The sequence below is a fragment of the Luteibacter flocculans genome, from assembly GCF_023612255.1.
Lineage (GTDB): Bacteria > Pseudomonadota > Gammaproteobacteria > Xanthomonadales > Rhodanobacteraceae > Luteibacter > Luteibacter flocculans.
On record NZ_CP063231.1, the window covers coordinates 2,224,788 to 2,247,063 of the forward strand.

Consider the following 22,276-nt stretch of genomic DNA (forward strand, 5'->3'; position numbering starts at 1 on the left):
CGGCTGCCGTCGGTGGGGCGAAGAGTTGAGCACATCGCGCTCTACGATGCCACTGCATCAGCGCATCGCACGGTGGATCGCCGCACGGCGTAGCGTTCGCGAGCGCGCGCGCATGGAGGCATGCGGCCACCTCGACGAGCTTCTTGCGTACCTCGAACATCGCTATGTCGGCGAAGCGCAGGCGCGTGGCATGGTCTTCCGACTCGAGGTGGACCCTGCACTCGCTGCGTCGCTGCCGGGGCCCCTGGGTGTGCTCGGCGAGGTGCTGGTCGGGCTGCTCGATCACGCCTTCGCGCAGCGCAGCGCGCGCGTCGCACTGCATGTGGACGTCGTGGGCGACAACGCGCGCGTCCAGATCGTTCACTTCACTGTGGCGGATGCACAGCACGATGCCTCGGTCGACGCCGCACTTATCGCCCTCGCGTCGGCCGCCATGCGTGGCGTCGGTGGCGCGGTGCATGCCGAACATGGCGCCGATGCCGGCCACCGCGTGATCGTCGAACTCGCCTTCGAGCGGCCGCGTCCCTGGGCCCAGATCGACGTGGATGCATTGCGCTCGACCCTCGGAGGCGATGCCGCCCTGCGCGAAGTCATCGTGGCGCTCGACGCCGCACTGCGTCGCGATCTGGCCGACCTGGAACGCCTCCTGGCCGAGCCGGGCGCGAATGCCTTGCAGGCGTGGCTGCACCGGGTTTCCGGTGCGTTGGGCATGGCGGAAGCCACCGCGTTGTCGCGCGTGGGCCTGACCCTGGAGCGGGAGCTGGAACAAGGGCGACAAGCGCATCTGGACACGGCGATCCGGCGCTTCGCCGACGATGCGAGACAGGTGCTCGCCGCGCTTCGCGAGCACGTCGGCCCGATCGGCTATAGTCCCGACACGTGAACACCCAGCCTTCCCTCGACACCACGGCCGACGATCGCCTGCGCGAGTTCATCGACGCGCACCCACGCCTGTTCGTGCTGACCGGTGCCGGTATCAGCACGGACTCGGGTATACCGGACTACCGCGACGGCCAGGGCGCGTGGAAACGCAGTCCGCCGATGACCTTGCAGGCGTTCATGAGCGGGCCGCCGGCACGCGCACGCTATTGGGCTCGCGGCATGATCGGCTGGCGACACTTCGCCACCGTGCAACCCAATCTCGCGCATCACGCCCTCGCGGCCATGGAACGTCGTGGTCGCGTGGAACTGCTGCTCACCCAGAACGTGGACGGCCTGCACGAGGCCGCAGGCAGCCTGAACACCGTGGACCTGCATGGTCGTCTGGATCGCGTGCGCTGCATGCAATGCGGCGACATCACCTCGCGCGAGGCCATGCAACAGCGGCTGGAAGACGCCAATCCCGCATGGCTGTCGATGCAGGCCACGGTAGCTCCCGATGGTGACGCGGACCTCGACGAAGACTTCTCCACCTTTACGATTCCGCCCTGCACCGTCTGCGGCGGCATCCTCAAGCCCGACGTCGTCTTCTTTGGCGAGAACGTGCCGCGCGCGCGCGTAGACACCGCATGGGCGCATCTCGGTCGCGCCGATGCCATGCTCGTGGTCGGCTCGTCGCTCATGGTGTACTCGGGTTATCGCTTCGTGCTCGAAGCATCGCGGCGGAACCTGCCCATTGCCTCGGTCAACCTCGGGGTCACGCGCGCCGATGACCTGCTCACGCTGAAGATCGAGCGGTCCTGCGCCGAAGCCCTCGCGCCTTACGCCAGCGATCCGGGCTAACGACGCGCTCGGAAGAACCGGCGCAGCATGTCGCCGGCTGCTTCGGCGTCCAATCCACCCTGCACCGCCACGCGATGGTTGTGCCGCGGCGACACGAGCGTGTCGAACACACTGCCTGCGGCACCGGTCTTGGGGTCGGTGGCCCCGAACACCACGCGCCCTACCCGTGCATGCACCATGGCCATGGCGCACATCGCGCAAGGCTCCAGCGTCACGTAGAGCGTGGCGCCCGGAAAACGATAGTTGGAGAGCGTCTGCCCCGCGGCGCGCAACGCCTGAATTTCCGCGTGCGCCGTCGGGTCGTTGAGAGTGATATTGCGGTTCCAGCCTTCGCCGACGACCTTGCCGTCCAGCACGAGCACCGCGCCCACCGGCACTTCACCCTCGGCCTGCTCCGCATGCGCCGCCAGTTCGAGCGCACGCGCCATCCACACCCGGTCGGCATCGGTGAAAGGCATATCGGCAGCGGGGATCACATCGGGCGGAAGCAAGGCGGGGTTCCATCGCGCAAAACCGGATTCTACGGCAGCGCACGCTCGCCGGCCTGCCGCATACCGTCGTCTAGCGGCGAAAACAACCCAGCATGTGGTCGTCCACGATACCCACGGCCTGCATCCAGGCGTAGGTGATCGTGGGGCCGACGAACTTGAAGCCGCGCTTTTTCAGGTCTTTCGAGATCGTGATCGACAGCGGCGTCTGCGCCGGCACGCTGCGGCCGTTGCCACGAATGACCTTGCCGTCGGTGAACGACCAGCAGTACGCGTCGAAGTCCTGGCCTTCGTCGCGCATCGCCTCGTAGATGCGCGCACCCTGGATCGTCGCTTCGATCTTGGCGCGCGAGCGGACGATGCCGGGGTCCTCCAGCAGGCGCAGGATGTCCTTTTCGCCGAAGCGCGCCACCTTGGCGGGATCGAAGCCCTTGAAGGCCTTCCGGAAATGCTCACGCTTGCGCAGGATCGTGATCCACGACAGGCCGGCCTGGAAGCCTTCCAGCATGAGCTGCTCCCACAACAGGCGCGCGTCGTGCAGGGGCACGCCCCATTCCGTGTCGTGGTAGTCGCGGTACAGGGGATCGCTGCCCGCCCAGGCGCAGCGCTTCGTTTCCTTGGTCATGCGGGCCTCGCCATCGCCGTTCGACCGAACAGCATGCCGCGATGCGCGAGGCCGCGCCATCCGGCGCTTGTCATCACCAGTACGCGCCGTTCTCGTCGCGCACCCAGGTCGGTGTCGGACCCACCGGCCCATCCACACCGAACAGGTGCCGATGCTTCGACGGCTGAGAACGAAGGTACTGCTTCGGCGCAAGCACGGTCGCCCCCAGCTCCGCGGCGGCGTGCCAAGGCCAGCGCGGGTTGTAGAGCACCGCACGGGCAAGCGCGATCAGGTCCGCGTCGCCGGTCGCAACAATGGCCTCCGCCTGTTCGGGGCTCGTGATGAGCCCGACGGCGACCACGGGCATGGACACCGCTTGCTTCACCGCACGCGCGAACGGCACCTGGTAGCTCGGTCCTACCGGAATCTTCTGCGCCGGATGCAGCCCGCCCGTGGACACGTGGATGGCGTCGCAGCCACGCGCTTCGAGGGCCTGCGCGAAGGCGATCGTCTGCTCGAGGTCCCAGCCGCCGTCTACCCAGTCGGTCGCCGACACGCGCATCGTCACCGCGCGGTCCTCAGGGAAGGCCTCGCGTACTGCCTCGAACACTTCCAACGGGAAGCGCATGCGGTTCTCCAGCGAACCGCCGTATTGATCGGTGCGCTGATTCGAGAGCGGCGACAGGAACTGATGCAGCAGGTAACCGTGCGCGCCATGCAACTGGATGAAGTCCAGCCCGAGGCGGGCCGCGCGCCGCGCCGCCGCCGCGAACGCGTCGCGAATGCGGCGAAGGCCGGCATCGTCGAGCGCTTCCGGTGCGTGGCTCTGCGCAGCGAACGGCACCGCCGAAGGTGCCACGGTCTGCCAGCCATGCGTCTGGTCCGGCGGGATCTGCTGTCCACCGGCCCAGGGCACCTCGGTCGACGCCTTGCGTCCGGCGTGGCCGAGCTGGATGCCGATGCCGATGTCCGACCAGCGACGCACGCTTTCGAGGGTGCGCCGCATGGCGTCCTCGGTCGCGTCGTCATAGAGACCCACGTCGCCCCAGGAGATACGCCCCTCCGGCGAGACAGCCGTCGCTTCGATCGTCAGCAGCGCAGCACCCGACATGGCCAACTGGCCCAGGTGGATGTGGTGCCAGTCGTTCATGCAGCCGTCTTCCGCGGAGTACTGGCACATGGGCGCAATGACGATGCGGTTGGGCAGGGTCAGGTTCCGCACGCGGAAGGGTTTGAACAGAACGGGCTGAGCCATGTGGATACTCCTGGCAACATCGAAAGACCGCCTTGGTACCATCGATGCGTCCACAGCGTCTATGCAGGGAATGACACGAGCGCGTTATCCCAGCGCATTCAGACCGTTGCAGCCGCGGCTCCCGATGCCTTCACGAACTCGACGAACGCCTTGAGCGGCGCCGGCATGAGGCGCCGTCCGGGGTAGTACAGGAACGGCCCCGAAAAGCTCGGCCACCATGCTTCGAGCACCGGTTCGAGGGCACCGCTGTTCAGGTGTGCGCGCAGCCAGTCTTCGAACAGGTAGACGATGCCGGTACCGGCGACCGCGGCGTCCACCGCAAGATCCACCGCCCCGCCGATGCTCACCACCAGCGGTCCGGACGGATCGACGAGCAAGGTCTCGCCATCGCGTTCGAATTCCCACGGCGGCATGGCGCGTTCCGGGAAGCGGCCGCGCAGGCAAGCATGCGCCATGAGATCGCGCGGATGAGCCGGGCGTCCGTGACGATCCAGATAGGCCGGCGACGCAGCGGCCGCAAAACGCTGCACGCGCGGGCCTATCGGCACGGCAATCATGTCCTGCTCAAGCCGCTCGTCGTAGCGGATGCCCGCATCGCAACCGGCGGCAAGCACGTCGACGAAGTTTTCCTCCGCGAGAATCTCCAGCCGGATCTCCGGATACGCGGCCAGAAAGGGCGGCACGATGGCAGGCAGGACCAGCCGCGCGGCGGCCATGGGCACGTTGAGCTTCAACGTGCCGGCGGGGCGATCGCGAAACCCGTTCACCGCATCGATGGCCGACTCGACTTCGCTCAATGCAGGCGCCAGGCGCGAGAGCAGGCCCTCACCCGCCTCGGTCGGCGCGACGCTGCGAGTCGTGCGGTTAAGCAGCCGCACACCCACCTGCGTTTCGAGCCGACGCACGGCCTCGCTCAGCGCCGACGCGCTGCCACCCCGCGCCCGAGCCGCCTCGCGGAAGCCGCCGGCCCGGGCCACCGAGACGAAAGCCTCCAGGTCGTTCAGGTCGATCTTCATTGTTCGCTTTTCCGCACACCCCGTGCCGATCCTACCGGATTATCAGCCTTATCCGATCGGACTATTGTCCTCGCATCCCTCCCACGCGAGCGCTGACCATGAACCACAGCACGACCTATTCCCTCGGCGACCGCACCGTGAACCGGCTCGGTTACGGCGCGATGCAACTGGCCGGCCCCGGCGTGTTCGGCCCGCCCAAGGATCGCGAGGCGGCACTGGCCGTGCTGCGCGAAGCGGTCGCCCTGGGCGTCGACCATATCGACACCAGCGACTTCTATGGCCCCCACGTCACCAACCAGTTGATCCGCGAAGCGCTGTCGCCATACCCTGACAACCTCACGATCGTCACGAAGATCGGCGCGCGGCGTGACGAGAAAGGTGGCTGGCTCCCCGCCTTTTCGCCCGACGCGCTGACCTCCGCCGTACACGACAACCTGCGCAATCTCGGCCGCGACGTGCTCGACGTCGTCAACCTGCGCGTGATGTTCGACGTGCATGGACCCGCGGAAGGCTCGATCGAAGCGCTGCTCACGCCGCTCGCCGAGCTTCAGCGACAGGGTCTCGTTCGCCAGATCGGCCTCAGCAACGTCACCGCGGCGCAGGTGGCCGAGGGGCGCCGGATCTGCGAGATCGTCTGCGTGCAGAACCAGTACAACCTCGTGCACCGCGACGACGACGCGCTGATCGACGCGCTCGGCCGGGACGGCATCGCCTACGTACCGTTCTTTCCGCTGGGCGGTTTCACGCCGCTGCAGTCGTCCGCACTGTCGGACGTAGCAAAGCGTCTCGACGCCACGCCGATGCAGGTGGCGCTTGCCTGGCTGCTGCAGCGTGCGCCGAACATCCTGCTGATTCCCGGCACCTCGTCAGTGACGCATCTGCGCGAGAATCTTGCGGCTCGCGAACTGGTGCTGCCGGCGGATGCGTTGCGCGATCTGGAAGGCATCGGCCGCGCCGCGGCCTGACCTCGGGCTGACCTGCGCCCAATGGCGCAGGTCAGCCTTCCTTGCCCAGGCCGGTTTGCTGCAACAGGATCAGCAAGGCGCTGTCGATCCAGCGCCGGCCCAGGCTTTCGCGGTGCCCTTCCAAGCGCACGGTGGCCAGTTCCTCGGCCGCCAGCGGGCCGCTCAACCCGTCGCCTTCCACGCGTACGCGATACCAGACGCTTGCAGGACGCAGGTCCTTGGCCGGTGCCGTGGGATTCAACGGAATCGGGCCGCCGTGGTTCTTGGCAAGCATCAGGCTCGGCAGATGTTCCAGTGCGCCGTCGTCCACCGCTACCACGCGCCCACGGAGCGGTTGCCAGCGGCCGTGCGGATAGACGGTAGCGACCGCGCCAGGTACGAGCCGTGCACGGTCCGACTCCGAGACAAGCACTTCCGCACGCCAGCGCGTGCCGCCAACCACGGTGGCGATGCGCGAGCCAGGCGACACCCAGCTCCCTGGGCGCAAGGTCGGATCGAGATCGCGGATGACGCCATCCTCGCTCGCAGCGAGGCGCAGGCGATGCAATTCGGCGGTACTCGCGCGGCGCTGCACGTCGTACTGATCCGCCATGCGCTCGGCGACCACCTGCTTGGCGACGCCATCGCGATCGAGCGCCCCGGCACCCCGTGCCGTCGCTTCATAGGCCTCGCGCAACGCGTCGGCCTTCGCGCCGTCGTCTTCGGGGGCCGGCGCGGAAAGCTCGAAGAGCACCTGCCCGGCCGTCACCTTCGCGCCATCGACGATCGCCACGCGCTCCATGCGTGCCGCGAACGGGGTGAACACCGGTTGCTCGAACCCGGCTTCCACGACGCCATCGCCGGTAATGCTCGATGACCATGGCACCAGAAGCACCAGGGCGAGCGCGCCGAGCACGGCCAGCCAGCGATGCAGTCGCGGCCGACTGATCTCCGCGCGACGCATCCACCACACGCGTACTTCGTTGAGCATCGGCTTCCCCACGAACGTCACGATTTCCACCAGGAACAGAATGAGCCCGAGGGCCTTGAAGAAGGCGTGGTACACGACCACGGCGATACCGACGAACAGCACCAGGCGATACAGCCAGGTCGCAAAGGCGAACGCGGTGAGAAAAGCCGCGAAGCGCGGCGACACCGCATCCGGTCGCGGGTCTTCGATGCCCAGCAGAGCGCGGCGCACCCACCGCTTTGCCCAGCGACCGGCACGTTCGTGCAGGCCTGGGTAGTCGAGCGCGTCGGCAAGAATGAAATACCCATCGAAGCGCATGAACGGGCTGGCGTTCACCGCCACCGTCAGCACCCATGCCGTCGTGCCCAGGAAGAACAGCGCGTTCTTGAAATTGCCTTCCGGTGCGAACGACCACAGCAGCGTGCACCACGCGGCCAGCACCAGCTCGGCCATCACCCCCGCCGAGGCGATGGCGAGGCGACGACGCGAGCCTTCCAGCTTCCAGCTCTCGCCGGTATCGGTATACGCCATGGGCCACATCACCAGCAGCGCCACGCCCATGTGCCCTACCCGTACGCCGTAGCGCGTCGCCATGAACGCGTGGCCGAACTCGTGCCAGCACTTGGAAAACACCAGTGCGCCTGCGAACGCGATCACGCCTTCCCAGCTCATCGCGCCGTGCAGGTTTGCCTGCACCGCATCCCATTGGCGCGCCGCCAGCAGCAGACCCATCACGGCGGCGAGAAGCGTCGCGACGAGAAAGCGCATGCCGAACATCCACTGCACATACGGCAGTGCGCGGCGCAGGAAACGTTCCGGGCGCACGAGGGGGATGCGGATGAAGAGATAGTTCTGCAACAACCAGTGCAGCGCGGACGCATTCCGCTTCGGCTGCGCCATGCGGGTCAGTTGCTGTTGTTGCAGGAAGCGCGCGAAGTCGAGTACGTCGTCGGCTTCCGGGGCCAGCGTGGTACGCGCCGCGATCGCCTCGGCGATGCGCTGCGGATCGCCGAGACCCCAATGCTGAAGCATCTCGAATTCGAGCCAGCCGATGCGGAAGAACTGGTTGCGCACGGGGTCGGACAGATGCCAGGCCGGCGACCCGTCGCGATTGCGACCCGAAGGGTGGATCTTCAGGTCGTCGCGCAACCCCGGCCACGGCGGGGGCGCCGCGGCCAGCATGCCAGGGTCGGCGACGGCGGCCATCATCAGAGACCGCACCAGGCGCGAACGGTCGCCAGGGGTCGACGCAGCATCAGATACCCGAGAACGCTCCAACGTCCGGAAACACGCGCGGTGCCCTGCAGACCAATACGTGCGCCTGCCGGTGCGCCGTCGATCGTGCCGCGCAGCACGTAGCTCGCCACGCCGTTGGGCGCTTCCACCGGTTGGTAGCCGGCGTAGTCGAGCCGTGCGTCGAGCGGGCTCAGCGGCGCGACCTTGAGGAACACCGTCATCGGTGCACCCGGCGCGAGGTTGGTCGGTTCGCCCACCGGCGCCCAGGCACGCACGCCCAATACATGCGGATCGGCGAGAAGACCGATGCGCTCGCCCGTCTGCACGGGACGTCCGGCCCAGTCGTCCGGATCGGAATACACGAACACGCCGTCGGACGGTGCGCGGATGGCAAGCTTGTCCACTTCGCGCTGGAGCGAGGCGACGTCCACCTGACGTTCGCGCCACTTGCCTTCGGCCATGCCGAGATCCGCCTTGGCGCTCTGGTTCTCGATGGCCTGTTGTGCCGCCTGGTGCATTTCGACGCTCGCGGTCGCCAGTTCCGCCTGCGCCACAGCGAGGCGGTTACGCAAGGTCGTATCGTCGAGCTCTGCCAGCACCTGGCCGGCCTTGACGGGCGCATTGGGCAACACGGTCATGCGATGGATCACGCCCTCACGCGGCGAGGCGATGACCTGGCTGCGCGTGGAAATGATTTCCGCCGGTACCAGCGTGTATTCGCGCACCGGCACGAGCAGCAACACGGCCAGTGCCATCAGCCCGTAGCGCAGACGACGACCGCGCGTGATGGCATGCCACCAGCGCCGCCAACGCGAAGGTCGTGCCACCAGCGACCACCATGCATAGCCGTAGAGATTCGCGATCTGCAGCAGCGCGTATTCCGCGCCGTCCGCATGCAAGGTAGTGGGCCACGGCTCGTCGCGTGCGAGAAAAAGCAGCGCGTGCACGGCTTTGTCAGGCCCGAACAGCGGCAACACCCAGACCTGCGCCGGCAGCCATTCGGCCCATTCCGCGGCCAACGCATCGCCCAGCATGTCCGGCGAGAGCGGCAGCACACGGACCGCCGCGGGGAGATCGATGCAACGCGGCGCGATGCACTTGGCAACCGCCGACAACCACAGCGCATACGGCGTGTTCGGGTCCGCATCGGCCAACCCCGAATGCGCGGCAAGGCGCGGCGGGCGCCCCGGCGTCAGCGCGACCAGGGACGCCTGCCGGTAATCGACCAGCAGGCGCGTCTCGTTGACCGCAACGAAGCCGAGTTCCGCGGCGGTAGACGCCGCTTCGGCACGGACGGCGAGCGCGTAGAAGCGCGACGACGCGTGGGCGCCGGTGGATGCCTCTTCGGTCATGGGTTCAGCCCTGCCCGCTGGTCTTGGCTGGCGTCGCACGCCCGCTCATACCCGGCAGCACGTTGGCCGTATCGCCCTGAAACTCGGCTTCGATCTCGATCGTCTGACTGACCGCATCCACTCGACCGCTCAGACGGGTCACCGTGAGCTGATAGTGGCCGCCGGTCTCGTCGATGCTCGCGTCCAGATGCGCGCCGGGCTTGAGCCAGCCGATCCAGTTCGACGGCACGTTGAGCCGTGCCTTGGGGGTGCCCGTACCCACCAGGTCGACGACCGGTGCGCCCGCGGCCACGCCTTGGCCTTCCTTCACGTGGATGCGCGCCACGCGACCGTCGAACGGCGCAACGAAGCGGCACTGGGCCAACTGCGCGTCGAAGATGCGCAACTGGCTACGGGTGCGGTTGACGTCCGCCGCGGTCAGTTCGACTTCCAGCGCGGCCGCCGAGTCGAGCCCCTGCAGCTTTGCTTTGGCTTCGTAGCGAAGCTCCGCGGCCTTGTATTCCGCATCGGCAGCAGCACGCCGTGCGTCGAGGTCGCTGCAATCCAGCGCCACCATCGTCTTGCCCTTGGCGACGCTGTCGCCAAGCTGCACGTAGACGCGCGAAACGCGACCCGGCGTCGCCGCCGACAGCGGGCTTTCCTTGTCGGCCACCACCAGGAACCGCACCGGCGCCTGCGCGCCGGCCGCAGGGGACGACTGCCCCTGCGCCGATCCCATGCCGGCCAGACCCAACGCGAGCAAGCCACCGAACCACATCGTCTTCTTCATGATCTTTCGTTTCGTCGTCTTGCCGTTCATTGCGCGGCGGCGGAAGCCGTCTCGGGTGCTGTCGCCAGGCGGCGCACGTCACCCATGACCGAGAGCGCGGCCGCTTCGGCCAGTGCCGTGACGGAGCGCGTGGTGATCTCGTTGGGCATGAAGCTGCGGTAGCTCTGCGTCAGCAGGCGCTTACCGGCGCGATCCTGCACGGTCACGTCCCACTGCGCGCGAATGGCGGCCTTGCCCGGTGTGGCGCTGTAGCGCAGATCGACGGACAGGCTGTCTTCACCGCTACCAAGCGCGAGGCGGTTGCTGGTCATCACCTTGCCCACGGCGCTGCGCACGGCGTCGCCGTCGACGCGCGGCGGCAGGCCCGACACGCTCAACTGGATCGGGCGATCCACACTCACGGCATCGGCAAGCTGCGGGAACACCTGCTTCTCCCCATCGAGCAGGCTGGTCTGGATGGCACGGGAAAGCGCGGGCACATCAGTGCCGGCCACCTGCTCCGGCATCAGGTCGATGCCTACCGAGTTCAGCACGCGGCCATAGGCCGACTGCGCGGCGGCGTACGACGAAGCTTCCTGGAAGCGCGAGACCATGGAGCGTGCCTGCGTGCGCAGCGTTTCCAGTTCGCTGGTGAGCTGGTTGCTGGAACCGGCGCGGGCCACGCTGGCGAGACGCTGGTCCACCTGCGCGGATTCCTGGGCCAACTGGTGGTCGTAGACGGCCAGCTTGTAGCGCTCCACCGAGACGCGCACCTGGGTCAGGATCGCCATGCTGAGCGCCATGCGACGCGCGTCGTCCACTTCCATGCGCGCCTTGTTGGTGCGCTTGATCGCAGGGATGCCCGCGAGACGGAACAGGTTCATGGACATGCTCACGCCGCCCTGCGCCCAGTTCTCGTTGTACAAGTACTTGTTCGAGTCGTAGCCCACGCCACCGAACAGATTGAGGTTCGGGAACAGCGCCGCGATCTGCTTCTTCGTCTCGATGGCGTCGATGCGCGTCTTGTAGTCTTCCTCGCGCAGCTCCGGACGCTGTTCCAGCGCCATCTGTTCGAGCTGGTCGAGATTGCCCGGCACCTGCGACAGGTTCGTCTCGGTGGCGTCGGCGAGCGTGAAGTCGGTACCCGGCGGCAGGCTCATCAATGCGGCGAGTTCGCGCTTGGCGAATTCCATCTCCTGACGCTTCTCGTTCACCAGCGTCATGGCGTCGAGCAGCGCGCGCTGGTATTCGAGGCCTTCCACGGGCGGCAGCACGCCAGCGCGCTCGGCCTGGCGGGTCTTCTCCAGCGCGGCCTGGATGTTGTCGGCCAGCGCCTGGGTCTCGCCGAGCAGGCGCTGCGCGCCGAGGGCACGCCAGTAGGCGTCGCGTACATCCTGCACGATGTTCTGCAGCACCTTGCGGCGGCGCTCGTCGGTGGTGTTGACGTCGTCCGCCTGCTGCTTCGCACGGTAGTAGCTGAGGCCGAAGTCGAGCACGTCCCACGACAGCGTGGCGTCGGCGAGGTAATGCACGCGCTCCTCGGAGGTCGAGGGACGCAGGCTGACGATTCGGTCCTGAATGCCGATGCTGGTACCGCCCGAATCGTTGCTGCGCCAACGGTAACCGGCGTCGGTCATCAGCTTGGGCAGCATGTCCAGCTCGGAGACGTCGAGCAGGCCGCGCGACAGCGCGGTTTCCATCAGTTTGAGGCGATAGTCGAGGTTGTACTTGAGCGACCGTGCCATGACGTCGGACAGCGTCAGCGGTGCCGTCACCGCCTCCTGGCCCTTGTACATGGCCTGCTGGTCGTTCTTGACCCGCGTGGCGATTTCATCGTGGGTCAGCGGCTTGGGCTTGACGGCACCGCAGCCGGTAAGAAACACGGCGATGGCGAGCGAGGCGACCAGCGGTGCGCGACGCAGCGCGGGGGTCGTCGAAGTGGTCTTCATGGCGTGATGCTGGAGCATGGAGAGTCGGTCCTTGTGAGCGGTGCCGGCGATGGATCGCATCGCCGGCACGCGATTAATGGCGTGGCTGCGTAATAGCGGGCGCGGAAGTGAGCGGTACGGCGCCGGCCTTTGCCATCGCCGCGATCTGTGCAGTGAACGACGGCGCACCGGTCGGCGTGGATGCCGGAGGCGGCACCTGCGTCACGACGGCGACCTCAGCGGGCGCCGGATGCGACGCGTGTTTGGCGGGCTCCCCGCCCTGCGTCGGCGGCGTCGTTTCGTGGTCGCGTTCGTGGGCGTGGCCAGCCGGGACGTGCGCGTGTTCCGGCGCGGCCCGCCCGTAGGCTTCCCGCTCGCCGATGCGGCTCGGCGCGAACGGCGAGAAATCGTCCCACAGCGGGCTCGATGCCAGACCGAAGTCGTTGAGCGCGATGCGAGCACGCGCATGCGCCTCGACCAGAAGCTGACGCGAGAACGCCACGCCATCGCGCAGCACGAACTGCGTGTTGGAGGGATCCTGTGCGATGGCATCGGTCGCTGCCGTGGCATCGCCGCGTCCGCTCACCCACTGGTTCTGCCAGCGCAGCGTGTCGCTCTGCGACTCGCTGACTTCCGGAAGCACGAACAGTCCGGGCACATAGCCCTGGTGGATGTCCCGCGTGGTGTGCTCGTACGCGATCGGGAAGATCTGATCGCCCCAGCGAGCCTGCATCGGCGGCGTGGTGCCATGGATGGTGATGGTCAGGCGTGCCTCGCTGGCGTCGCCGTCGGCATCGGTGATCGTGTAGACGAACACCTCGGTCAGCGTGCGGCTGGCATCGAGCGAGCTGACCTTCGGGTTGCTCTTGTCGAGCTGGTAGCTATAGCTGCCGTCGGCGTTGAGCACCAGGGTGCCGTACTCGCCGCGGCTGCCGCCGCCAACGACGCCGTGCTGCCCCGTGTTCGACGAGACCACGGCGGTCAACGGGCCACCCACCGCGGGACCATCCGCGCCGATGCGATCCGCACCGTCGTGGTTGGCACCGCTGCCGGTGAACACATTGCCGCCCGTGCTCGTCTGTCCGGCGTCCTGGACGATGGTGGCGCTGTCGTCATGCGCGGTGGGCACGTCGTTGGCAATGGCAACGACCAGCTGCCCGGTGGACTCGACGCCGGTGACGTCGGTGACGCTGAGCGCAATCACGTCATGCGTGATCGGAGCGTTCTGCTGTACCGCGTGGTCGAGCGTATAGGTGTAGTCGAGGCGGCCTGCCGTCGGCACGCCGTTCACCATGGTGGTCGGCGTGAATCCGGTGAGCACGAGCGTGCCATCGGGCGTGCGGATCGTCATCGGCTGCTCGGGGCTCATCGACCCGAGCTGTTCCGCCGTGAGCGTGGTGCCGCCTACGGTGACGTTGGCGAGGCCGTCGAGCGCGCCCACATCGATATGGCCCTTCGTCGTGTCGCTGCCGCCACCGTCCACGAGACCCGGCTCCGCCACGTGATCGCCGCCGCCGACGCTGCCGCCGCCACCGGGAACGATCGTCGGCTGCCCGTCCGTGGTGCCTTGGATGGTGATGGTGAGCGTGGCGGTGGCACTGTCGCCATCGGCATCGGTGATGACGTAGGTGTAGGTCTCGGTCAGCGACTCACCGTCCTTCAACGCGTTGACGGTCGGGTTGTCGTTGTTGAGCGCGTAGCTGTAGCTGCCATCGGCGTTGAGCGTGAGTGCACCGTACTTGCCGTCCAGCGGCGAGCCGACGGTGCCGTTCGTATCGCCGAAACCGACGCTGGAGACCGGCGTGGGCGTGACATCGGCACCGACGCGGTCGTTGACCAGCACCGAGCCCGAGACCGTCGCGTCGTTTTCCTTGATGCTGTTGGCATCGTCGTGCGCGGTGGGCACGTCGTCCACGATGTCGACCGCGAGCGTACCGTTTGCACTGCCGCCGCCGGCATCGGTGATGGTGAGCGCGATCGGGTCCACACTGCCGGTGCTGCCCGGCTGGTCCACCGCGTGATCGAGCGTGTACGTATAGCTGAGCGTGCCCGCCGTCGGCACGCCGCCGACGCTGTTGCTGGGCTGGAAGCCCGTGAGCACGAGCGTGCCCTGTGGCGTCACGATGCTCACCGTCGATCCGCTGCTCAGTGCCGCGAGCTGCGCGGCCGTGACGGTGGTGCCGCCGACCGAGATGCTGGCAAGGCCATCGTCGGCGGTGAGGTCGATCGTGCCGGTGGTGACCTGCGAACCGTCGTGATCCACGAGACCCGACTCTGCCACGGTCGCATGACCGACAGCGGCGGCATTGCCATCCACCGGCAGGATGGATGGGCCGCCATCGGTGTGGCCGTGAATGGTGATGGTCAGCGTCGTGGTGCTGGTGTCGCCGTCCGCATCGGTGATCGTGTACGTATAGACATCTTTGATCGTCTGACCGTCGCGCAGCGCATTGACGGTCGGATTGTCGTTGTCCAGCACGTAACCGTAGCTGCCATCGGCGTTCAGCGTGAGCGTGCCGTACTGACCGGCAATGCGATCACCCACGTTGCCCGTGACCGGCCCCCCTGCCGTTCCGGCCGCGACGCCGGAGACAGGCGTTGCCGTACCGTCCGCACCTACGCGGTCGGCCACGAGTCCCGCCGTGCCGCCCGTGACCACGTTGCCACCGATCGCCGCACCGTCTTCGTTGACCTCGGCCTGGTCGGCGCGTGCGGTCGGCGTGTCGTTCACGATGTCCACGACCAGCGCGCCGTTGGCGGTCGAGCCGCCGGCATCGGTGACGGACAGTGCGATCGTGTCGGTGCTGTGATCCGCACCGGCCTGATCGACGGATGCCGTGAGGGTATACGTGTAGGTGAGCGTGCCACCCGTCGGCACGCCGCCGACGAACCCACTGGGCGTGAACCCGGTGAGCGACAGTGTTCCGTTCGGCGTCGTGATGACGACCGGCGACCCGCTGCTCAACGCGTTCAACTGCGCGGTCGTGAGCGTCGTGCCGCCCACGACGATGCTCACCAGCCCGTCGGGCGCAGAGATGTCGATGGAATCGGTCGATATGTGATCGTGACCGAGCGGACCGTCCGGCGTCAGGCCGGATTCCCACACGGTGGTATGACCGGTGGATTCGGTGGTATTGCCCGGACCGTTGCCGTCGTGCGGCGTGATCGCGGGCGCGCCATCGGTATGGCCGTGAATCGTGATGGTGAGCGTGGTCGTGCTGGTGTCGCCGTCGGCATCGGTGATCGTGTAGGTGTAGACGTCCGTGAGCGTCTCGCCATCCTTCAGCGCGTTCACCGTCTTGTTGCCGTTGTCGAGCAGGTAGCCGTAGCTGCCGTCGGCGTTCAGCGTCAAGGTGCCGTATTGACCCGTCACGCCCGCGCCCACATTGCCGCTGACCGGACCGCCGGCCGTGCCGGCGACGACGCCGGACACCGGCGTCGCGGTCACGTCGGCGCCGACATGGTCGGCCTGGCCGCCACCGGCGTCGCCGCTGACCACGTTGCCCGACAGCGCCGCGCCATCCTCGTTCACGTCGCCCGTATCGGCATGCGCCACCGGCACGTCGTCGGCGATGTTCACCGTGATGCTGCCGCTGTCGGTGAAGCCTTCGCTGTCGCGGGTGGCGATGGCGATGGTCTCGCTGCTGCCGGTCGCACCCGGCTGGTTGACCGGTCCGGTGAGGTTGTAGTGGTAAACCAGCGTGCCATGCGCATCGTCCGAGCCCGGCAGGTAGCCGGTAACCACGAGGGTGCCGTGGTCGGTGACGATCGTGCGCTGGGCGACCGGCACGTTCGCCAGATCGCGCAGCTGCGCGAGCGTCAGCGTGATCGCGTGACCGGGGCCGTCCGCCGGGTTGCCGATCGTCACACTGTCGAGGTTGTTGAACAGCGCGAGGCTCGCCGTGCCGTCCACGCCCTGGCTGCCGCTGGCATCGGTCAGGCCGGCTTCGTTCACCTGCGTGCGGCTGCTGATGGTGACGTCGAACACGCGTGTGGTGACGAGCGCATTCGAGGTGCCGCCGTCGCCATCGGCGTAACCGTAATGGTCGCCCACGGTGCTGGGGTCGGCACTGGCGTTGTCCGTGCCGTCGGTATCGAGCGTCGGACGATCCGGGCGACCGCCATGGTTGCCGTTGTCGTTGACGGCAACCTGCACCTGGAACGTGCCGTTCCAGAAGGCGTTGTTGTCGCCCGCTTCGGCGCCCGGAAGCTGCACGCCGATCGCATTGATGGTGGCTTCGACCTGGCCGACCGTACCGGTGATGGTGATCGTGGTACGACCCTGCCCGTCCGCACCGACGGTGTACGCGGCGCCGCCGAACGTACCGGACGTACCCGCGACGCCATTGACGTCGTGTACGCCGAAGCCGGTCGGCAAGGTCACCGTCGCGGTGATCGGCGCGGTGCCGGCATCCGGATCGGCGAGCGTGACGTGGCTCAGCGTGTACACGCCGGCCGCACCTTCGTCGGCGGCGTTCGGCGCGGTAACGCCGATCGCGGTGGGATTGTTCACCGAGGACGGGAACACCACGCGATAAGCCGAGGCGACGTCCTGCGTGAGACCGCCAGGCACGGCCGCGTACGGATCGATGGAGGCGGTCGGCACGACCTGCGTGCCACCACCCGCCTTCGCGTTCTGACCGCCGTTCGCCGCGCCCGAACCGTCGAGGTTGCCGTTGGCGTCGCGCAGGCGGTCGTCGGCGATCACTTCCACGCGATACGACTGGTCGGCGTTCGCCAGCGAGCCACCAATGGAAACCTGCAGGCCCGCGAGATACGCATTGACCTGCGCACGCGTACCGCGAACGACCAGCGCGGCATCGGTGCCGTCGTAGGTACCGTCGATGGCCGCACCGGCCGTACCGCTGTTGCTGGAACCGAGCACGATGTTGGCGTACGCGGCCTGCGACAAGGGCACGCCGTTGGCGTCGGTGACGCGGACCGTCACCTGCATGAAGTCCTGCTCGCCCGTGGTGATGCCGCCGCCATCCGTGTAGTCGACGTCGCCCACCACGAATCCGCCGACGGCCGTATTGCCGTTGAGATAAATGGTGCCCGCACCGGTGCTGACCGTCGGTGCGTCGTTGACCGCGACGATGTCGAGCGCGACCTGGATGTCGGGCGGATTGTTGGCGACGCTGCCGGCACCGGTGTCGTCACCGATTCGCGACCCCGCATCGTCGAAGTGAAGCGTGAGCGTGACGTCGCCCGCTGCCGCACCGTTGAGGTCGTGGTTGACGTTGGCGGCGCTCTGGTAGGTCAGCCCCTTGCTGGCGTCGTTGAGCAACGCCTGGATATCGCTGGCCCGACCGGTGAGGACCAGCGTGCCGGTGTTGTCGCCCGTGATGGTGACGGCGCGGCTGCCGGCAGCACTTGCGATGGCGCTCGTCTGCGCGCCGTTGCCCCCGATGCCCAGCACCCCGCTGGGCACGGTGAGCGTGACCGTCACCGGCGTGTCGAACGCCGCCGATTCAGGATCGGCAACCACGAAGCCACCGCCGATGTAAGTCGCCTGGTCTTCGTAGACCGTGCCGCTGCTGGGACCGGTCAGCGTGCCCGGTTCGTTGATGCTGGATGCCCGCACTACGACGGCCGCTGCAGCGAGGTTGCCGGTGTTGGCTGGCACGGTAGCGCTGTACCAGTCGTAGTTGGTGGTGTCGACGGGACGCGTGCTCGTTCCCGTGCCGGTGCCCGGCGTGGCCGACTGATTGACGCTGCCGCCGTTGGCGCCGCTGGTGAGATCCCCGTTGGCATCGCGCAGGCGATCGTCTGCGATGACCTGCACCTGATAGGTCGCGTCGCGGTCGCCTGCGAAGTTGACCGTGAGGCCGGCGAGCGCGGCGTTGATCTGCGCACGCGTACCGCGCAGCACGAGGAAATCGCCGTTGCCGTCCTTGTCGCCGTCCACGACCACACCACCGCCGGTGGCGACGCCGATCGAGACGCCATCGGCGGCGTAGTCGGCCGCGCTGAAGGCCGTGCCGTTCGGGTTGAGCAAACGCACCGTGACCTGCACGAAGTCGGCCTCGCCACCGCCGACACCCGCCGTCAGGTCGGGATCGGCCACGCTGAAGCCCGGTACCGGGTTGTGCTGTGCATCGGCGCCGCCGAGATTGATCGGGCCAGAGGGCGCGGTCACGACCGGTGCGTCGTTGGTCGGATCGGTGTAGATCCAGAACTCGTTGCCCGTCTGTTCCTTGTCGCCATCGGAGAGCGTGAAGCCGAAGCGGTCGTCAGGCGTGGACGGATACGACACGCCCGTCGATTCCGTGCCGTCGTTGAGGTAGTAGATCCGGCCTGCGGCGACATCGGCCTGCGTAAACGACGAGCCCTTGCCGAGGATGTGGAAAGTAGCGCCGCCGTCGGTCGAATACGCGATGTTGCCGTGCGCAGGCGCACTGGTGATCGTGTACTGCACCTGCTCAGCCGAGCTATCGGGATCGTAGGCCTGGAGCATGCCGGTGGTGATCTGCGCGTAACCACCCTCAGGCACCGTGAGCGGTTCGTTGACCGGAGTACCACCGATGTTGTTCGGCGAATCCGACGGTACGCCCGGATCGGCCTGGGTCGGATCCTTGGCGATCTGCGGCGCATCGTTGACGTTGGTGATCTGGATGGTCACCGTGCCGTCCGTCGCCGAACGCTGGCCCCAGCGATCCTGTGCCTCGACCGTGAAGCTGGCACTGCGGACCTCGGAGCCGTTGCTCACGAAACGCAGGCCCGTGGTACCTGCGCTACCGGTGACGATCGACGCGTCGAGCAGCGTGTTGACCGTCACGTCCTGCCAATGCGCGCCGCCATCGGTCGAGTACTGCAGCGTGCCGCCCGGCGGCAGGCTGGTGATGAGGAATTTGAGCGCGTTCGCGCCGGTGGCGTCGTTGTTGTAGGCGTAGTTGTTGCCGCCACCCGCAAGCGTCGGCGAGCCTTCGAGATACCCCTGGCTCGTGGCGTCGTCGGGATCGGTGATGCCGAGCTGGCCCTTGGTGATGTACGCAATCTCACCTTCGTTGATGACCGTGCTCGACGAGCCGGTGACGACCGGTGCATCGTTTTCCGGCGTCACGTAGATGTCGAACGACGGCGTCCAGCTATCGGCCACGGCCTGCCCGTTCTGCACCGTGAGCAACCCCGCGGAGACCGAGAAGTTGGCGGTGACGTGGAAGTTCTCGCTTGCGCCATCGTGCTGGAAGCGCACGTGCCCGGCATCGAGGTCGGCCTGCGTGAACGTACCGTACGTGGCGACATCGACCCAGGTCCCGTTGACCTGCTTCTGCAGCGCGCCCGCGCTGCCGGCCACGCCGTCGTTGGTGAAGCCGAGGAAGGTGTACACGACCTGGGACGGATCCACGCCCTGCGCCGTATAGCTCAAGCCGGGCATGGTCGCGAAATCGGTCGGCTGCCCGTTGGTGGTCGTGCCGTGGATGACGATGTTGCCGCCTTCCGGCAGCACGCCCAGCGCGTGACCGCTTGGATCGACGCCCGCGAACGTGGAACCGTTCTCGGCCGTCACCGGGTCGTGGATCGGGAAGCCGCCGGCATTACCGTTCGGCGTCGGGGCGAGGTTGATGGCGAAGGTGTAGTCGCGCAGCGTGTCCGTCCGTGCACCGCCGGTGTAGTCGCCACCGATGCGGGTAAACGTGGTGCCGTCCGGGTTCCAGCGCAGGGCCATGGTGTTGTCCACGACCTGGAAGTGGAACGTGTCCTGCTGGCCCGCCGTGGCGCCCGTGGTCTGCACGTACTGCACGCGACCCGCAGTGATGTCGGCCATGGTGAACGTGGCGCCGTCTTTCAGTTGCTCGCCGTTGAGCAGCAGATAGCCGTGCGTGAGGCCTGCCTGGCCGGTCACGAAGCTGATGTTCTGGTCCGGCGAATCGACGTCGGACGCGCCGATCATCCCCGGCGTGAGCACGACCGAATAGGCGCCGGCAGGGCCGTTGCCCGGTGCTGTAACGGTGGCCGTGCGCGTGCTGCCGGCATCCAGCGACGGGTCGTCGTCGACCGCGTGGATGTCGAGCGTGATCGTGCCGTCCGCGCTGCCCGGCGTGCCCGTACCGCCGCCGAGATCGTTCACGCGGACGCCGAAGCTGTCCTGCGCGATGCCATCGACGCCGTCGTTGCTGTAGGTCAGGAGATTGCGGTTGGCGTAATCGAAGGTCTGGCCGACGGTGACTGCCACGCCGTTGTAGAACAGCGTGCCGTGCGTCGGCAGCGAGGTGATGGTGACGGTGAGCGAGGTGTCCTGCGGATCGCCGCCCGTAGTAGCCACGATGTACTGGCCCACGCTGCCGGTATCCACGGCGTTGCGCGGCTGGCCTTCGTAGACCATGCCTTCGCCGCCGATGGTCGGCGCCTGGTTGACCGGCTGCACGTTCAGCGTCACGTGCACATCGGCGGACTTGTCGAGCGGCGTGGCGCCATCGTTCACCCGAGCGACGAAGCCATCGCTGGTGTCCTGATCGGCACCCGTAGCCGTATGCACGTAGCTCAGGCGTCCATCGATGACGTCCTGCTGCGTGAACACGGAACCGGCGCCGAGACGGTTGCCATCGAGCGTGAGGTAACCGTACTGCGGCAGCGCGGTGAGGCTGTAGACGATCTGCGTGGGCGTCTGCGTGCCGGCCGTGACCTCGGCATCCACGGCCGCGAGCGTATCGGTGCCGATCACGGTCACGCTGGCGTGGCCGCTGCCATCGACTTCGGCTACGGTCTTGACCGCATCGGGTACCGCGACGGGATCGTTCGACGGCGTGATTGTCACGTCCAGCGACCGCGTGGCCGACAGCGACTGCGCATCGGTGACCGTCACGTCGATGGTGGTGCGTACCGCGGTGTTGCCGAGTTCGACGTCGGCCGCCACGAACGTAAGCTGGTTGAGCCAGGCGCTTGCCTGGGCACGGGTACCGGTAAAGGTCAATCCACCAGCGATTGCGGTACCGCCACTGGCCGACACGAGACTGCCCTTGCTGGCGTCGCCGACCACGGCCTTGACCGTGATCGAATCTCCACCCACCGCGTCGTCGACGATGGACCAGCCGCTCAACGTGGTGCGATCCGCGCCCGCCGCGTTCAGCGAACTCGGTTCCGCGACGGTAATGCCCTTGCTGGTCGTATCGACCGTCGGCGCCGCGAGCAGCCCGTCGTAATTCAACGCCAGCGCGCGCGTTTCGATATGGCCGACGCTGCTTTCCAGCACCCAGTCGCCGCCAAGCGCAGCCGCGCCCGTGGCATCGGTGGACGAGGCGATGTCTGCCTGGGTCAGGCGACCAAGCTGCGTCACCAGCGCGGTGTCGTGACTCGACACATCGCACCCGTAGAGAAGAATGTCGCCGTTGGTGCCGAGCGAGGCGCCGATGTCGTGCAACTGGCTCGTGTACGCCGCAACGTTCGCTGCCGTCACCGTGTCGCTGCCGAGCGAGATCGAGTCGCTGGCACCATGGCTGAGGATGTGGATGGCGGCAACGTCGTGCTCGCCGCGGAGTGCGTCGGCGATCTGCGTCAGGCCTGACGATTTGTCATCCAACACCACGACCTGGCTGCCCTTCGGCAACTGCGACACCAGCGACTGCCAGTTGGCCACGCTCTGATCGACGATGTAGACCTCGGTCGGCGGCGGCACGCTGGGTGCAGGAGGCGGCGTCGGTGCAGGCGCGGGCGCGGCGTGCCCCGGCTGTTCGCTGGCCGGGCTGACGAACTTGCCCGCGTCCTGCGCCGCATGCGCAGGATCGACGTGATGCGCCGCTTCGACGAGCGCCGCGCCGTCGTACATCTGGCGCGGCTCCAGCGCATAGCGGTGGGCACGCGGACGGAAGGGGTTATGTGACTTGGTCCCTGGCATGGGGCGCCTTACTGATGGACGGGCATGACATGGGCCGACGGGCTCCGCCCGAAGGCCAGAGGCGCTCGGGGGAAGGATCGGCGGCGTGATGCTGTGAACCACGTCACAGCGGCGGCGCCGATGCTATGTCTCATCGGCGATACAGAGAAGACGGTTACATGGGAATTTGCGTCACGTG

11 protein-coding genes and 1 pseudogene are annotated in these 22,276 nt (G+C 67.4%); 3 read left to right on the forward strand and 9 right to left on the reverse strand.

Going from position 1 to position 22,276, the window contains the following annotated elements:
- The first annotated feature begins 46 nt into the window (after window positions 1–46).
- Complete coding sequence (locus tag IM816_RS09365) at window positions 47–883, forward strand: Hpt domain-containing protein (RefSeq protein WP_250337851.1); 837 nt, start codon at window positions 47–49, stop codon at window positions 881–883.
- Window positions 880–1,722, forward strand: a complete 843-nt coding sequence (locus IM816_RS09370) for an NAD-dependent protein deacetylase (RefSeq protein ID WP_250337852.1) — start codon at window positions 880–882, stop codon at window positions 1,720–1,722. The genes IM816_RS09365 and IM816_RS09370 overlap by 4 nt, the downstream gene beginning before the upstream one ends.
- Here IM816_RS09370 and tadA read toward each other — a convergent pair.
- From tadA to IM816_RS09390, 4 genes and pseudogenes are all read right to left on the reverse strand, one after another.
- The gene (tadA, locus tag IM816_RS09375; protein ID WP_250340730.1) at window positions 1,719–2,180 is read right to left on the reverse strand and encodes a tRNA adenosine(34) deaminase TadA; all 462 of its coding nucleotides are present in this window, start codon (window positions 2,178–2,180) and stop codon (window positions 1,719–1,721) included. The genes IM816_RS09370 and tadA overlap by 4 nt on opposite strands.
- A 103-nt stretch (window positions 2,181–2,283) precedes the next feature.
- The gene (locus IM816_RS09380) at window positions 2,284–2,835 is read right to left on the reverse strand and encodes a DNA-3-methyladenine glycosylase I (protein ID WP_250337853.1); all 552 of its coding nucleotides are present in this window, start codon (window positions 2,833–2,835) and stop codon (window positions 2,284–2,286) included.
- Between the two features lie 139 nt (window positions 2,836–2,974).
- Window positions 2,975–4,069 (reverse strand): annotated as a pseudogene (locus tag IM816_RS09385) (NADH:flavin oxidoreductase/NADH oxidase); the annotation flags it as partial.
- A 98-nt stretch (window positions 4,070–4,167) separates the two neighbouring features.
- Window positions 4,168–5,064, reverse strand: coding sequence for a LysR family transcriptional regulator (locus IM816_RS09390; RefSeq protein WP_250340731.1), 897 nt, complete (start codon window positions 5,062–5,064; stop codon window positions 4,168–4,170).
- Between the two features lie 119 nt (window positions 5,065–5,183).
- Here IM816_RS09390 and IM816_RS09395 point away from each other — a divergent pair, with 119 nt between their 5' ends.
- Complete coding sequence (locus IM816_RS09395; protein ID WP_250337854.1) at window positions 5,184–6,050, forward strand: aldo/keto reductase family oxidoreductase; 867 nt, start codon at window positions 5,184–5,186, stop codon at window positions 6,048–6,050.
- 31 nt (window positions 6,051–6,081) lie between these two features.
- Here IM816_RS09395 and IM816_RS09400 read toward each other — a convergent pair whose 3' ends face one another.
- The 5 genes from IM816_RS09400 to IM816_RS09420 all read right to left on the reverse strand — a co-directional run bounded on the left by IM816_RS09400 (window position 6,082) and on the right by IM816_RS09420 (window position 22,098).
- Complete coding sequence (locus tag IM816_RS09400; protein ID WP_250337855.1) at window positions 6,082–8,208, reverse strand: site-2 protease family protein; 2,127 nt, start codon at window positions 8,206–8,208, stop codon at window positions 6,082–6,084.
- Complete coding sequence (locus tag IM816_RS09405; RefSeq protein WP_250337856.1) at window positions 8,208–9,587, reverse strand: efflux RND transporter periplasmic adaptor subunit; 1,380 nt, start codon at window positions 9,585–9,587, stop codon at window positions 8,208–8,210. Before IM816_RS09405 ends, IM816_RS09400 begins: the two co-directional genes overlap by 1 nt.
- A gap of 4 nt (window positions 9,588–9,591) precedes the next feature.
- Window positions 9,592–10,356, reverse strand: coding sequence for an efflux RND transporter periplasmic adaptor subunit (locus IM816_RS09410; protein WP_250337857.1), 765 nt, complete (start codon window positions 10,354–10,356; stop codon window positions 9,592–9,594).
- A gap of 26 nt (window positions 10,357–10,382) precedes the next feature.
- Window positions 10,383–12,284: a TolC family protein gene (locus IM816_RS09415; protein WP_250337858.1), complete on the reverse strand. Its 1,902-nt coding sequence runs from the start codon at window positions 12,282–12,284 to the stop codon at window positions 10,383–10,385.
- Between the two features lie 73 nt (window positions 12,285–12,357).
- The gene (locus tag IM816_RS09420; protein WP_250337859.1) at window positions 12,358–22,098 is read right to left on the reverse strand and encodes a cadherin-like domain-containing protein; all 9,741 of its coding nucleotides are present in this window, start codon (window positions 22,096–22,098) and stop codon (window positions 12,358–12,360) included.
- Window positions 22,099–22,276 lie beyond the last annotated feature (178 nt).